We start from the raw sequence: 14,501 nt of genomic DNA, 5'->3' as shown, positions 1-14,501 counted from the left end.
TATTAATAAACTGTTGATATATTTCGCAATTTGTGTATTCTTACCGATTGCATTTGTGGCAACGGAACAGAAAATTGTCGAGTTGAGGAAAAAATTTGTCTAAACAAGATTTGATTGAAATGGAAGGGACTGTCACCGAATCATTGCCCAATGCCATGTTTCGTGTGGACTTGGACAACGGTTTTAATGTTCTAGCACACATTTCCGGCAAAATTCGCCGTAATTACATCAAAATTCTACCTGGTGATCGGGTCAAGGTGGAGTTAACCCCCTACGACCTGACAAAAGGCCGCATTACCTATCGACTACGGAAGAAATAAAACTATGTAGAGAATCTTACCATAAATCAGCTTATTTGGGATTTACCCATTTGCTTAACTGAAATAATTTCCCTAGAAATGCTATAATTTACTATTTGGAGTCAATTAGAACAGGCATGAAAGTCAGAGCCTCAGTCAAAAAAATTTGTGAAAAATGCAACGTGATCAAGCGCCGTGGTCGCGTTATGGTGATTTGTGAAAACCCCAAACACAAGCAACGTCAAGGATAAAACTCTGATTACCAGAGCTTTGGTGCTATCGAAAGATCACCATCAAAAACCAAGAATGTGATTAATCACGATCTGGTAACTGCTATTAAGAACGAAAGAGGGAGAGATTCATTGTGGCACGAATTTCGGGAGTAGACCTGCCACGCGATAAGCGCGTAGAGATTGGTCTAACTTATATTTATGGAATTGGGTTAACAAGGTCGCAAGAAATCTTAGCGGCTACTGGTGTGAACCCAGACACCCGCGTTAAAGACCTGAGTGATGCTGATGTAGCGGCTTTGAGAGCCGAAATAGAAAGTAATTATCAGGTAGAAGGTGACTTACGCCGTTTAGAGGCGATGAACATCAAGCGTCTAGTGGATATTGGCTGTTATCGTGGTCGTCGTCATCGCATGGGCTTACCCGTCAGAGGACAAAGAACCCGCACCAACGCCAGAACCCGACGCGGTAGAAGACAAACAGTGGCTGGTAAGAAGAAAGCCCCTGGCAAATAAATAAACTTTCTAGGCTTGCTCATGGCAGCAAGTTTTACCTTAAATTCACCAAACAAATATGGCAAGACAACCAACTAAAAAAACCGGGAGCAAAAAGCAGAAACGGAACGTACCTAACGGCATTGCCTACATTCAGTCTACTTTCAACAATAGCATTGTCACCATTACCGATCAAAATGGAGATGTCATCTCCTGGGCAAGTGCTGGTTCAAGTGGATTTAAAGGGGCAAAAAAAGGAACTCCCTTCGCAGCCCAAACCGCAGCTGAAAGTGCAGGCCGTCGCGCTATGGACCAAGGAATGCGTCAAATTGAGGTGATGGTAAGTGGACCTGGAGCCGGTCGGGAAACTGCGATCCGGGCGTTGCAAGGAGCAGGATTAGAAATTACCCTCATTCGTGATATTACCCCTATTCCTCACAATGGCTGCCGTCCACCTAAGCGCCGTCGAGTTTAAACACTGTAAGAATTCAGGAGTCAGGATTCGTAGGGGCGAAGTAGGGTCGAAGTAGAGTCGAAGTAGGGGCGAAGGATTCGGACAATAGCCTGTTCAGAAAATTGGTAATTGGTTGCCCGAATGCTTCGCCCTTACAAAAGTCAGGAGTTGGAAAGTTTGAGAAATCAGTAGATGATCAAATAGTAATTTTTGGCGTAACTGTTAAGAAGCTGACTGCTGATAGCTGAATGCTTACTCAGCATTAACTGTTAAAAACGCTCAGGCAGAAAGTTCATGCTCAGGTAAATCACAGCCAAGGCAATCTGGAAAATATAAAGTAAACTTCAGAAGCAATTGGTGATTTAAAAGCATAACAGCCCTCCCACTGGGAAGGCTGCTCAACTTTCAAAAAAACAGAAAAAACAGAATATTATCATGCCTGCGGGTTGAATTGGTAAATCAAACTTTCCCTGCTTTAAATATTGGTTTAAATGTTGGCAGTTTGATCCATCACAGTCACAGATCAGAGCATAAAGTTAATTCGATAGGCAAATTAATTGCCTGATAGCAGCACCTTAAAAGGGAGGCTACTCCGTGGCGCAGTTTCAAATTGAATGTGTAGAGTCTAATACAGAGGAAAGTCGCAGCCATTACAGCAAATTTGTTCTCGAACCATTAGAACGTGGTCAAGGAACAACTGTAGGTAACGCATTGCGGCGGGTTTTGTTGTCCAATTTAGAAGGGACAGCAGTTACAGCAGTCAGAATAGCTGGGGTTACTCATGAGTTTGCCACAGTTCCCGGTGTCAGGGAAGATGTGCTAGAAATTCTCATGCGAATGAAGGAAGTGATTCTCAAAAGCTATTCTTCTCAACCGCAAATCGGTCGGTTATTGGTTAACGGTCCGGCAACAGTCACAGCGGCACATTTTGATTTGCCCAGTGAAGTAGACGTGATTGATCCTACCCAGTATGTAGCTACTTTGGCTGAAGGTGGCAAACTGGAAATGGAGTTTCGCATTGAAAGAGGTAAAGGTTATCGTACTGTAGAACGGGGTAGAGAAGAAGCCACTTCCCTGGACTTTTTGCAAATTGACTCGGTATTTATGCCTGTGCGAAAAGTCAATTATAGCGTTGAAGAAGCTCGTGGTGATGGTACTCTTAAAGATCGACTGTTATTAGAAGTTTGGACTAATGGCAGTGTTTCACCCCAAGAAGCACTTTCTTCAGCGGCGGGAATTTTGGTAGATTTATTTAACCCGTTAAAAGATATCTCCTTAGAACCTACAGATATGGGTTCAGATATCCCAGACGATCCAACTGCTCAAATTCCCATTGAAGAATTGCAGTTGTCTGTCCGTGCTTATAACTGTCTCAAACGAGCGCAAGTTAACTCCGTGGCAGATTTGCTGGATTATACCCAAGAAGACCTCTTGGAAATCAAAAACTTTGGTCAAAAGTCGGCGGAAGAAGTAGTGGAAGCTTTACAGCGTCGTTTAGGCATTACTTTACCGCAGGAAAGAGGTTCTAAACCAAGCTAATTTTATTTTGTAATAATTTCAAGTGCATTATTATGCGTCACCGTTGTAAAGTCAAAAAACTTGGTAAACCCGCAGACCAGCGTCGTGCTTTATTGCGATCGCTCACCACTGAGCTAATCCGTCATGGTCGTATTACCACAACTTTAATCCGTGCTAAAGTATTGCGGAGTGAAGCTGAAAAGATGATCACCCTAGCTAAAGATGGTTCTTTGGCAGCACGTCGGGAAGCTTTGGGTTATATCTACGACAAATCACTGGTTCATGCTTTGTTTGAGCAAGCACCTAATCGGTATGCTAACCGCCAAGGTGGTTATACTCGCATCCTGCACACCGTTCCCCGTCGCGGTGACAATGCAGAAATGGCGATTATTGAATTAGTTTAAAGTCAAAGGGAACAGGGAACAGGGAACAGGGAACAGGAAAGATATCTATTAAACATTATAGAACTATTGCCTTTTGCCTCTTGCCTTTTGCCTCTTGCCTCTTGCCTTTTACCAAACCCAGTATGTTAGAAAGCCGCCAGCCAACACCAACTTATCGAGTAGCCTTGGTCATTCAGTATCTAGGTACTAATTTTCACGGCTGGCAACGGCAAAAGGCGCAGCGATCAGTCCAAGAAGAGATAGAAACAGCTATAGCTACTGTTCTGGGGTATCACGTGACACTTCATGGCGCAGGGCGAACCGATGCCGGAGTTCATGCAGCTGCTCAAGTCGCCCATTTTGATGCCACAGGTTTTATTCCCGCGCACAAGTGGGCAACAGTTTTGAACAGTTATCTACCTCCAGATATATTAATCAGGGCTTCGGCGGGTGTAGATGACCGTTGGCACGCTCGCTTTAATGCAGTGTATCGACGGTATAGATACACAATCTATACTGAAGCTCGACCAAACTTGTTTGTGAACTCCTTCAGTTGGCATTATTATTATGCTCCCTTGGACGAAAATTTAATTCAAGCTGCCCTGAAACCTCTACTGGGAAAACATCATTTAGCGGCTTTTCATCGTGCAGGATCAGCGCGATCGCATTCCTGGGTGGAAGTACAAGCAGCAGAATGTTATCGAAAAGGTTCATTACTCCATATTGAAATTCAGGCCAATGGATTTTTATATGGCATGGTGCGGTTATTAGTAGGAATACTGGTGGAAGTGGGATCAGGAGTGCGATCGCTCGAAGATTTCACCAACATCTGGCAAACAGAAAACCGGGAAAAAGTGAAATACGCCGCACCACCTCAAGGCTTATGCTTGTTAAGGGTAGGATATCCTGATTTTCCCTTTCCCCAGGAAATTTGGTACGACACCCAACCATATTTAGTGTTTGGTCATTAGTTATTAGTTATTAGTCATTAGTCATTAGTCATTAGTTATTAGTAAAACTTACAACTAATTGCTGATTACTGATTACTGAAAGCTGAAAGCTGAAAGCTGATTACTGAAAGCTGATTACTGACCACTCAAAACCGACAAAGGAAAAATAACAATGAGTAGTAAAACTTACCTTCCTCCTCAAGAAAAACTTGAGCGCGAGTGGTATGTAGTAGATGCCACCGATAAACGCCTGGGTAGACTAGCAAGCGAAATTGCTATGGTTCTCAGAGGCAAAAGAAAAGCCGAATATACACCCCACTTAGACACTGGTGATTTCGTTGTTGTCATCAACGCTGAAAAAGTAGCCGTTACCGGTAAAAAACGCACTCAAAAAGTTTACCGTCGTCATTCTGGCCGTCCTGGTGGAATGAAAACAGAAACCTTTGCTAAATTGCAACAACGTTTACCAGAACGGATTTTAGAACACGCTGTGAAAGGGATGTTACCTAAAAACAGCTTGGGTAAACAACTATTTACAAAGTTGAAAGTTTACGCTGGTCCTACCCATCCCCACGCAGCACAAAAACCCAAAGAACTGATTGTTAACACAATTCCTGGAGAAAATTAATAATGGCAACAGTAGCAGAAGCTAATAGCGGTCGCGCTGTGTACTGGGGTACTGGCCGCCGTAAGTCCGCAGTGGCACAAGTACGTTTAGTTCCCGGTGAAGGTAAATTTACCGTTAACGGCAAAGATGGAGAATTATACTTCCAATTCAATGCCAACTACTTAGGAGCGATCAAAGCACCTTTAGAGACTTTGGGACTAGAAAGCGAATATGACATTTTAGTAAAAGCTGAAGGCGGTGGTTTAACTGGTCAAGCTGACTCTATTCGCTTGGGTGTCGCTCGTGCTTTGTGTCAATTAGATCCTGATAATCGTTCACCTTTGAAAATTGAAGGTTATTTAACTCGTGATCCACGAGCTAAGGAACGGAAAAAATACGGTTTACACAAAGCTCGTAAAGCTCCTCAATACTCCAAACGTTAATCAATTTTGGATTTTGGATTTTGGATTTTGGATTTTGAATTTTCAACGCAGATGGACGCAGATAAAAGCAGATGGTTTTCTGTTAATGTAAGTTGCTAGTTGGGAGTTTTAGAGTTGAGAATGAATTTTTTCTGATTTGTGTACAAGTCACGAAAGAATGAACCACGAAGAAGCGAAGTACACGAAGGAAAGAAGGTTTAGAGAGATTTTCTGTAAGTCCTGTTTTTCTTGGTTATTCTTCCCTGCTGTCCTCTGAAGACTATCACTAGCAATTTGGGTTACTGAATCAATGGTTTTAATTGCGTTTTGATGTTGAATCTAAAATCTAAAATTCTCTTAGTTACCAAAGTTTGAAAGTTATAATTTTGATAGAGAAACACCACAAAAGGAAAAATGGCTAAACCTGATATTCATCCCCAGTGGTATCCAGAGGCTAAGGTCTACTGTAACGGTCAAGTTGTGATGACTGTTGGTTCTACAAAACCGGAATTGCACGTAGATGTTTGGTCTGGAAACCACCCCTATTACACTGGTACTCAGAAAATTATTGACGCTGAGGGTCGTGTGGAACGCTTCCTCCGCAAGTATGGTATGTCTGGCGAACAAGGCGGTAAAAAGAAAAAGTAGCTGGTTGGCTATAGCTTGTGCTGGCAAGATGCCCGCACTACAAGGACCCTGCATGGTTGTGGGGTCACTTGTCATTTTATGCTTGAGCCAACTTGTTATTTTTTAGGAGCTTGTGAAGTCGTTATGGCAGAATCATATTTACTGGAGAAACTTAAATCTGTTGAACAAACTTTTCATGAATTAACTCGCCGTTTGGCTGACCCGGATACAGCGAAAAATCCTGATGAGTATCAAAAAATTGCTAAGTCTCGTTCTTCTTTAGAAGAGGTTGTTAATACTTACGAAACTTGGAAAACTGCCCAGGAAGAATTAATTGGGGCGCGTCAAATTCTTAAAGAGTCTAATGGTGATCCAGAGTTGCAAGAAATGGCAGCTTTTGAGGTGAAGGAATTAGAAGATAAGATAGAACATCTGGAAGACAGGTTGAAGATATTGCTGCTACCTCGTGATCCGAATGATGATAAAAACATCATGTTGGAAATTCGCGCTGGGACTGGTGGTGATGAAGCTAGTATTTGGGCTGGTGATCTGCTGAGAATGTATTCCCGCTATGCTGATACTCAAGGTTGGAGAGTGAAGCTAGTCAGCGAGTCTCTGGGTGAGATGGGCGGTTTCAAGGAAGTAATTCTGGAAATTCAAGGCGATAGTGTTTACAGTAAGCTGAAGTTTGAAGCTGGTGTTCATCGTGTGCAGCGTGTTCCTGCTACGGAGGCGGGGGGTAGGGTACATACTTCTACAGCTACGGTGGCTATTATGCCAGAAGTGGATGATGTAGAGGTGCATATTGACCCGAAAGATATTGAAATGACTACTGCGCGTTCTGGTGGTGCGGGTGGACAAAACGTGAACAAGGTGGAAACGGCGGTTGACTTGATGCACAAACCGACTGGTATCCGCATTTTCTGTACTGAAGAACGGAGTCAGTTACAGAACAAGGAACGGGCGATGCAAATTTTGCGGGCGAAACTCTATGAAATGAAGTTGCGGGAACAACAGGAAGCTGTAACTTCGATGAGGCGATCGCAAGTTGGTACTGGTTCTCGTTCAGAAAAAATCCGCACTTACAACTATAAAGATAGTCGGGTGACTGATCATCGTTTGGGACAGAATTTCACTTTGAGTCCTGTTTTAGAAGGTGATATAGAAACTTTGATTCAATCTTGTATTTCTCAAGATCAACAGGAACGTTTAGCAGAATTAGCTGCTGCTAATAATTAATTTTTAGGTTTAAATTTTTGGTAAAGCCGCTTATTTTGTTGTTGTTTTTTACAGGAATAGGCGGTTTTTTTTATGGTTTTGTTTCGCGCAAAGTGGCAAAGGAGCAAAGGAATGAACCACGAAGACACGAAGGACACGAAGGAATGGAAGTGAAGAAGAGGAAGAAAAGAAGGTTTGAGGGAGATTTTTTTGTGATTTTTGTATTATTCCACTTATATGTAAATTTTTTTTATGCCTCATCAAAAGGATAAAAAACTAGGTATCATAGATGATGATTCATGAATGAGTAAGTAAATGTCACTATCACAATTCCGCGAAAATATTACTCAGTTAATTACAACCGCAGAAACTATGTTAGGTTCACCACGTAGTGGTAAACCAGAAGAAAATACTAAAGATAGTCTCATTGTACCTGTTTTAGATGCTCTCGGTTATACTTCAGAATACCGGACTTTAGAAGGTGCAATTCGTAGTTTAATTGGTACTACGACATGGGTGGATTATTTGCTGCGTAATGAAATCGGAAAACATCCTAAATTGCTGTTTGAAGCTAAAAGTTTATGGGATAAAAATATCTGGGAAGCTAATGAAAAGCAAGTATTAGATTATATCAGAAATTATAGTTTAGATATTCGTACACAAGAGCCTGTTCTTTGGATTATTTTATCTAACTTTCGAGAATGGCATATTTTAAGATTACAGGATCGCAAACCTTTTTGGTCTTTTACAATGGAGGATCTGAAAAATGATCCTGAATTGATTAGTACATTATACAATTGTTTAGTCCGGGAAAATTTATCTAGTAATCGGTTAGAAGCTTTTTATAGTGAAAAATCTAGAGAAGAATTAGGTGCTAAATTTCTAGCAGATTTAAAAATTTGGCGAATTATTATTGCTAATGGTATTAAAAAATCTCACCCTGATTTAAGTTTAGATCAAATTCGTGAAGCTGCCCAAATTATTCTGAATCGATTTCTCTTAATTAGACTTTTAGAAACCTTTAGCCGAGAAATGCCATTTAATTATTTGGGTATAGTTTATTACAACTGGCAGCAAACTTTTCCTGATTTACCTTTTATTGAAGAATTAAGGCGTGCTTTTCGTCATACATGGGTGGGATATAATACTGAATTATTTCAACCTTCCTGGATTGATGAATTAATTATTGATGTTGAATATTTAGAATCAATTATTGTGATTAATGCTGTTCCCCAACAGGGAATACTTTATCCCATTACAGGAACATTGGCTAATTATCGTTCAATTTATAACTATGATTTTACAACTTTAACCCAGGATATTTTAGGTACTGCTTATGAACAATTTTTGGATCATCAATTAATTTTAGAAAATGATATTATTCAAATATTAGAAAATCAAAAAACTCGCAAAAAAGAAGGTATTTTCTATACTCCTAATTATATAGTCCGTCGGATTGTTCAGCAAACTTTACAACCTTTAGTAAAACCGAAAATTGATCAAGCAATTGAATTACTAGCAGCAGGGGAATTACAACAAGCTTATTTAGTAGCAGCATCGGTTTTAGAAATTACAGTGCTTGATCCTGCTTGTGGTTCTGGTTCATTTTTATTAGGTGCATTTGATTATTTATTAACAGAAATTAAACGTTATAATCTAGCTTGTCAAAATGCCAAAATTCCCACAAATTTTGATTTATTTAGTCATGTAGCACCCCAACCAATTATTAATCCTGAAGAACAAATTTTAGTAAAAATGCTGCATGGAGTAGATCGAGATCCCCAAGCGGTTTTATTAGCAAAATTATCATTATGGACTAGGTTATTACGTGCGCGTCCCGGTGAATATGGTAGACGCAATGGTTCTATTTATTCCCATCTCCCTGCACTAACTTTAAATATTCGTGTTGGTGATAGTTTAGTGTATAGTCCTGCTAATTTACAACCTTTTGAAACACAATTAGCAATAGTCGCAGATTTGGCTAAAATTGCTAGAGATACTACCCAAACAGAAATTGAAAGAAATCAAGCTGTGAGTAATTTAGAAACTAGAATTACCGCAATTAATCAAGAAATTAATCCTGTGTTAACTGCTTTTTTTGCTAGTGATGAAAGTATCAATTCGGTAGTTAATTTAATTAAAAATCGAGATGCTGAAGATAACGAGATAGAAGAAATTAGAAAGTTAATCATACAAGAAAATCATTCAGAACAAAGTTTAGAAAATTTTTTAGAAAATTGTTTAAAAAATTGGACTTCAGGAGAATTAGCAAGGGTAAAATCTGAATTAATGATTTTATCAACTGCGGTTGAGGAAGTTGTACTAAAAAAACCATTTAATTGGGAATTGGAATTTCCTCATATTTTTGATCCTAGATTACCAAAATCAGCAAGAGGATTTTCTGCAATAATTGGTAATCCTCCTTATTTTAATGTTGATGCTACCTTTGGTAGAGGTGCATTGGAATTAAAATGGTTAAAATTTGCCTATTCTGATATTTATACTGATAAAACAGATATTTTATTTTATTTCTTCCGTCGGGGTTTTGATATTTTACAGGAAGATGGTTATTTAAGTTTTATCATTTCTCGTTCTTTTATTCAAGGTGATAAATCTAGAAGTTTACGAGAATTTATTTGTAAAAATACGAAGATAGTTAACATTATTGATTTTTTAGGACATCAAGTTTTTCAAGCGGGAATTGCTACCTGTATTATGCAATTGCAAAGGAAAAATCCTCAACCAGAAGATACTTTTACTACTTTTTATGTTCTGGATTTGGATATTGTGAAAAATACTTTTAAGAATGATGATAATTGTTTAAGTTTAATTGATGGTGTAACCCAGGTAGATATTACCCAATCTAGTTTAAATGATAATCGTTGGCAAATTTCACCCTATAATCATATTTTTGAGAAAATTGATAAATCGGGTACTAAATTAAGAGATATAGACTGGGTACGTTATACAGAAGGTATTACTACAGGTCGTGATTCTATTTTTGAAGGTGAATTTAAACAAAGATTTCCTGATGAATATTATTTACAAAGAGTTGCGATTTCTGATATTAATTCCTATGGTTGTGAACCACCAGATACACAAATTTTGTACTATACTCATCAAACAGAATGGGAAGAATTACCACAGTCTGTCAAAACCTATTTACAGGAAAATCGTTCAGAATTAGAAAGCAGAGATGTTTATAGAAATAAAACCAGTAGTTATGAGTGGTTTCATTTGCATCGGCCACGTTACGGAATGAGAGATGCAAAAATTCTCTTTCCCCGTCGTGCAAATTCTAATAAGTTTTTTGTTGATGAACAGGGAATTTTTGGTTTTAAAAGTGATGTAGCTGCTTATATCAAATGTGCAAATACTGATGTTAATATCCTTTACTATATCTGTGCTTTAATCAATTCCCAAGTTTTAGAGTTTCGCTATCGTGCATTAGGTGGAATTGGCAAACTCACAGGTAAAGGAATGTTTGAATATTTTGAAAATCAAGTTGGTGATTTACCAATTCTCCCATTTAATGATGACACAAATTCTGATTATCAAGAATTAATAAAATTAAGTCGTGAAGCGCATGAAATATGGCAAAATCGCTATCAAATTATCACGACTTATGAAGCTAAAGCTGGGAAAATTCCCAGTAAAGAAGTATCGTTAAATGAATATCATCAATTAACAGGTGATTATGCTATTGATATTGAATGGGAAAGTGCTAATGCAAATGCAGAAGGACATTTATTATCATTAAAAATTGAACCAACTGCAAATGGATATATAATGTGGGGAGAAATTACCGATGATGAAGATTGGAAAGAAGGGGATAGAGAATGGATAGAAATAGCTAACGTGAATATTCGTAATTCTTATTTACGGAGATATCTGTTAGCAAGATTAATTTATTTAACTGAATTTGATGCTTCTTTCCGTCGCAAACAAAAATTATCACGGGAAATAGGAAACTTAGTGAATATTGCTTTTGATGTCATTAAAGTTAAGAGATATGATCAAGATAGATTTAGTAATCTTCGTACTTTAGAAGTGATTGCAAATAGAGTTACACAGGAAGTAGGTAGAGCAGATTTAGAAACAGTTTTACTCAGACAAATAGAAATCAGAAATCAAATTGATCAAATTGCCTATCGGATGTATAAAGTAGAGGAATATGTAAATATTATCGAGCAAGCTTTAAAAGTTGTGTTGTAATATGAGTCATTAGAAACTTTATTTCCCATCATAATCTAGAAGATCAAATTTTAGATAACCCACATAAACATTTAACCATTAAACTTTGCGTACTCCTCTGCGCCTCTGCGTGAAAAAAACTCTGTCTTTTATAACCACTGTCCACCACGAAAACGCCAACGGGGAAAAATAATTCTCATTAAACTTTGCGAACTCATAAAAACCGCCAACCAAACTACAGAATAATGTAATAAAAACGCCCCTATTGATAATTCCTCTTTTGGTATAGGTATAGGTAAAAACCCAAAAATCTTTACTCCACAAAAAACAAATATCATTTCCCACATACCTGCAAAAAATTGATAAGCTGCTGGCCAGTCTCTATCCCAGCGAGACTTTTGCAGATAATTATAAACAACATCCCAAACTAAACCAAAAATAGCAACATAAGCAAGTATAAAGAAATAAACTATATTCGCACCAGAACCTATTAACCCTAAAGCAAAAGGTATGGATACTAATACACCAACAGTTGCTAATAATAATAATCGAGTTTGCCACCGACCAAATAAAGTGGGAGTCATAACAATTAAAAATTAAAAATTAAAAATTAAAAATGGTAAATAGGGAATAGGGAACAGGGAACAGGGAACAGGGAACAGGGAACACGATATATATATATATTTCTCCTGACTCCTGACTCCTGACTCCTGAATTCTTACATACTATAGTTTAAGTTGATAATCTACTTGACAATGATATTGAGATAGTTCAGACCAGTTGAGGACAGCTTCTAATAAGTCCTGATAACCAAGAGTGTTGGGGTGAAGTCCATCTGCTGTCATGCGTTGACTTCTCCAAGTTTCATTATGTGACATCCATTGATCAAAAATATCCAAATAGGGAATTTTTCTTTGTTCACAAGCTTGACGGGTAGCTTCTTTGTAGCGGTATTGATCAGCATGATTGTAGTATAAACAATCGAGAAAAGGCATTTTGGCTTCATCAACCGGGACCATACCGACAAAGAGGACTGGACAAAGTTGTTGTGCTTGATCTAATAATGTGGCGATCGCTGTTTCAAATTCCGCAAAATCTGTATAATTTTTCCCAGTGGGACGACCTAAACGGGGTGAGTCGTTAACGCCAACAGAGAGGATAATTAAATCAGGAACTCGGTTTCTAATTTCTCCCCGGTGACGAAATTCTACTTCTAACCGTTGTGAGACTTGCTGAGTGCGATCGCCCCTAACCCCCAAATTATAAAGCACATGACCCACACTATCCGGTAACATCCACCAGCGTCTTAATTGTTCTACCCAACCACCTTTTTCATGGTCCCCATATCCATATACTAAACTATCCCCCAAAGCGACAATTTTTAAAGGTTGACATAGTTTTGGCGTAATAGACAGCATTGAGGAGGAAGGTTTTACAGTTTGCATCTTAAACAAGAATGTAATTGATATCTCTACAATATTCTAGACATTATTACACTATTGTATGGTATATTTTTTATCTTTTATGCACAAAGTTAGAACCCAAAATCCAAAATCTTAAATTAGAACCGTTAAACCAGGCACTAATTTGAAGTATTTACGTCAAAAACGTAAGCAATCAACCGTCGGCTTCCGTCAGTACCTGAAATATGAAATATAAAGAATGAAAAGACACAAATGCAGATAAATAACATTACTGAAATTAACCTGAACTTAAAACCTCTGAATCCTGTCTATTAGCTGTTTCCTGATTGCTGATAGCTGAATACTTACATTTTGCACACCCTCAGAAAATATGAATCATAAATTACTTCACAATTTTAGACTGCTGCATAAATGGTTAATTCAAACCTCTGCCCCAAGAGTGAAATTCAATTTTTTTTCTTCAGATCGGCAACATATAAAAACCATGAATTTAAAACCAATGAATTGGCATCACAAATTTTTTAAAAGGTTGTTTCCCTTTTTGTTTTTAATTTCTTTTGTCACAGTCTTATTAACAAATACCTTTACACCTGTTAACGCCCAGATACCACGTCAAGAAATCCGCGGTGTATGGATCACTAACAATGATTTGGATATATTTAAGGATCGTGCCAAAGTTAACGATGCTGTGACAAAACTACGTCGCCTCAACTTCAATACTATTTATCCCGTAGTGTGGAATTCTGGTTATGTGATGTACCCCAGCAAGATAGCCAAAGATTTAGAAATTCAACCTTTTGTATTTCGTGGTTCAGATGGCCATGATATTCTTGCCGATGTAATTAATCAAGCCCATCGTCAAAATTTACTTGTAGTTCCCTGGTTTGAATTTGGTTTTATGACTCCCCAAACTTCAGAACTAGCATTAAATAAACCAGAATGGTTAACAAAAAAGCGGGATGGTAGCGAAACTTCTGTTAGTGCAGCCGGTGAAGTGGCATGGTTAAATCCCTTTCATCCAGAAGTACAACAATTTATTACCGATCTTTTGGTAGAACTAACATCAAATTATGATATTGATGGTATCCAGTTTGATGATCATACAAGTTTACCCCATGAATTTGGTTACGACCAATATACAGTTGATTTATATCGCCAAGAAATGGAAAAAGATCCCCCAGCAGATTCTCAAGATCCAGAATGGGTAAAATGGAGGGCAGATAAAATCACAGATTTCATGGTGAGACTCAACCAAAGAATTAAAGAAATTAAACCAAAAGTAATTTTTTCAGTTTCACCGAATTACTACGATTTTGCTTACAAACTGCAACTGCAAGATTGGTTAAATTGGGTGAGATTAAACATCGTAGATGAACTAATTGTACAAGTTTATCGTTCTGATTTAAACAGTTTCGCTGCTAAAATTGTCCGTCCAGAAATGCAAGAAGTACAACAACTAATTCCGACTGGAGTAGGAATTATGGCAGGTTTAAGAACTAGCCCCGTACCCATGCGACAAATTACAGAGCAAGTCAGAAATGCCCAAAGACAAGGATTAGGTGTGGTTTTCTTTTATTATGAAACTCTGTGGAATCATTCTCAAGAAACATTCCAAGAACGTCTTGCAGGATTTAAAAATCTTTTCCCCTATCCTGCTTTGCGATTAGCATCTGAATAGATT

At 38.2% G+C, this 14,501-nt stretch carries 15 protein-coding genes; 13 read left to right on the top strand and 2 right to left on the bottom strand.

All coding sequences use genetic code 11. The features are described from left to right. Positions 1 to 95 precede the first annotated feature (95 nt). From infA to K2F26_RS07540, 12 genes are all read left to right on the top strand, one after another. On the top strand, positions 96 to 320 hold the full coding sequence (infA, locus tag K2F26_RS07595) for a translation initiation factor IF-1 (RefSeq protein ID WP_006276978.1): 225 nt from the start codon (positions 96 to 98) through the stop codon (positions 318 to 320). A gap of 116 nt (positions 321 to 436) precedes the next feature. Beyond that, on the top strand, positions 437 to 550 hold the full coding sequence (gene rpmJ, locus K2F26_RS07590) for a 50S ribosomal protein L36 (RefSeq protein WP_013191489.1): 114 nt from the start codon (positions 437 to 439) through the stop codon (positions 548 to 550). A 113-nt stretch (positions 551 to 663) separates the two neighbouring features. Then, positions 664 to 1,044 (top strand): 30S ribosomal protein S13, encoded by a 381-nt coding sequence (gene rpsM / locus K2F26_RS07585; RefSeq protein ID WP_194051601.1) that lies wholly within the window; start codon positions 664 to 666, stop codon positions 1,042 to 1,044. Between the two features lie 58 nt (positions 1,045 to 1,102). After that, a complete protein-coding gene (rpsK, locus tag K2F26_RS07580) occupies positions 1,103 to 1,498 on the top strand; it encodes a 30S ribosomal protein S11 (RefSeq protein WP_096570392.1) in 396 nt (131 codons plus the stop codon). A gap of 573 nt (positions 1,499 to 2,071) precedes the next feature. Beyond that, positions 2,072 to 3,016, top strand: coding sequence for a DNA-directed RNA polymerase subunit alpha (locus K2F26_RS07575; protein WP_220610979.1), 945 nt, complete (start codon positions 2,072 to 2,074; stop codon positions 3,014 to 3,016). Between the two features lie 32 nt (positions 3,017 to 3,048). After that, positions 3,049 to 3,399: a 50S ribosomal protein L17 gene (rplQ, locus tag K2F26_RS07570; RefSeq protein WP_194051615.1), complete on the top strand. Its 351-nt coding sequence runs from the start codon at positions 3,049 to 3,051 to the stop codon at positions 3,397 to 3,399. A 122-nt stretch (positions 3,400 to 3,521) separates the two neighbouring features. Next, entirely contained in the window at positions 3,522 to 4,349 is an 828-nt protein-coding gene (gene truA / locus K2F26_RS07565; protein WP_220610978.1) for a tRNA pseudouridine(38-40) synthase TruA, read from the top strand. A 151-nt stretch (positions 4,350 to 4,500) separates the two neighbouring features. Beyond that, positions 4,501 to 4,956 carry a 50S ribosomal protein L13 gene (gene rplM / locus K2F26_RS07560; RefSeq protein WP_194051619.1) on the top strand — a complete coding sequence of 152 codons (456 nt, stop codon included), beginning with the start codon at positions 4,501 to 4,503 and terminating at the stop codon, positions 4,954 to 4,956. A gap of 2 nt (positions 4,957 to 4,958) precedes the next feature. Further along, complete coding sequence (gene rpsI / locus K2F26_RS07555) at positions 4,959 to 5,378, top strand: 30S ribosomal protein S9 (protein ID WP_096570402.1); 420 nt, start codon at positions 4,959 to 4,961, stop codon at positions 5,376 to 5,378. 393 nt (positions 5,379 to 5,771) lie between these two features. Next, complete coding sequence (gene rpmE, locus K2F26_RS07550; RefSeq protein ID WP_194051623.1) at positions 5,772 to 6,005, top strand: 50S ribosomal protein L31; 234 nt, start codon at positions 5,772 to 5,774, stop codon at positions 6,003 to 6,005. Positions 6,006 to 6,128: 123 nt separating this feature from the next. Continuing rightward, positions 6,129 to 7,223: a peptide chain release factor 1 gene (gene prfA, locus K2F26_RS07545; protein WP_194051857.1), complete on the top strand. Its 1,095-nt coding sequence runs from the start codon at positions 6,129 to 6,131 to the stop codon at positions 7,221 to 7,223. Positions 7,224 to 7,517: 294 nt separating this feature from the next. After that, on the top strand, positions 7,518 to 11,417 hold the full coding sequence (locus tag K2F26_RS07540) for an Eco57I restriction-modification methylase domain-containing protein (RefSeq protein WP_220610977.1): 3,900 nt from the start codon (positions 7,518 to 7,520) through the stop codon (positions 11,415 to 11,417). Positions 11,418 to 11,545: 128 nt separating this feature from the next. Here the strand turns inward: K2F26_RS07540 and K2F26_RS07535 are convergent, their stop codons facing one another. Both K2F26_RS07535 and K2F26_RS07530 read right to left on the bottom strand, forming a co-directional pair. Then, a complete protein-coding gene (locus tag K2F26_RS07535; RefSeq protein WP_220610976.1) occupies positions 11,546 to 11,980 on the bottom strand; it encodes a hypothetical protein in 435 nt (144 codons plus the stop codon). A gap of 141 nt (positions 11,981 to 12,121) precedes the next feature. Continuing rightward, a complete protein-coding gene (locus K2F26_RS07530) occupies positions 12,122 to 12,841 on the bottom strand; it encodes a GDSL-type esterase/lipase family protein (RefSeq protein ID WP_194051630.1) in 720 nt (239 codons plus the stop codon). Positions 12,842 to 13,304: 463 nt separating this feature from the next. Here K2F26_RS07530 and K2F26_RS07525 point away from each other — a divergent pair, with 463 nt between their 5' ends. Further along, a complete protein-coding gene (locus K2F26_RS07525) occupies positions 13,305 to 14,498 on the top strand; it encodes a glycoside hydrolase family 10-like protein (protein WP_220610975.1) in 1,194 nt (397 codons plus the stop codon). The last annotated feature ends 3 nt before the right edge of the window (positions 14,499 to 14,501 follow it).

This window comes from Sphaerospermopsis torques-reginae ITEP-024 (genome assembly GCF_019598945.1).
GTDB lineage: Bacteria > Cyanobacteriota > Cyanobacteriia > Cyanobacteriales > Nostocaceae > Sphaerospermopsis.
This window is presented reverse-complemented; position numbering and strand designations above follow the sequence as displayed.

Bases quoted from the DNA above. Each gene is read 5' to 3' on its own strand.
- rpmJ (WP_013191489.1), top strand. From the start codon at position 437: ATGAAAGTCAGAGCCTCAGTCAAAAAAATTTGTGAAAAATGCAACGTG.
- rpsK (WP_096570392.1), top strand. From the start codon at position 1,103: ATGGCAAGACAACCAACTAAAAAAACCGGGAGCAAAAAGCAGAAACGG.
- rplQ (WP_194051615.1), top strand. From the start codon at position 3,049: ATGCGTCACCGTTGTAAAGTCAAAAAACTTGGTAAACCCGCAGACCAG.
- truA (WP_220610978.1), top strand. From the start codon at position 3,522: ATGTTAGAAAGCCGCCAGCCAACACCAACTTATCGAGTAGCCTTGGTC.
- rplM (WP_194051619.1), top strand. From the start codon at position 4,501: ATGAGTAGTAAAACTTACCTTCCTCCTCAAGAAAAACTTGAGCGCGAG.
- rpsI (WP_096570402.1), top strand. From the start codon at position 4,959: ATGGCAACAGTAGCAGAAGCTAATAGCGGTCGCGCTGTGTACTGGGGT.
- rpmE (WP_194051623.1), top strand. From the start codon at position 5,772: ATGGCTAAACCTGATATTCATCCCCAGTGGTATCCAGAGGCTAAGGTC.
- prfA (WP_194051857.1), top strand. From the start codon at position 6,129: ATGGCAGAATCATATTTACTGGAGAAACTTAAATCTGTTGAACAAACT.
- K2F26_RS07540 (WP_220610977.1), top strand. From the start codon at position 7,518: ATGTCACTATCACAATTCCGCGAAAATATTACTCAGTTAATTACAACC.
- K2F26_RS07535 (WP_220610976.1), bottom strand. From the start codon at position 11,980: ATGACTCCCACTTTATTTGGTCGGTGGCAAACTCGATTATTATTATTA.
- K2F26_RS07530 (WP_194051630.1), bottom strand. From the start codon at position 12,841: ATGCAAACTGTAAAACCTTCCTCCTCAATGCTGTCTATTACGCCAAAA.
- K2F26_RS07525 (WP_220610975.1), top strand. From the start codon at position 13,305: ATGAATTTAAAACCAATGAATTGGCATCACAAATTTTTTAAAAGGTTG.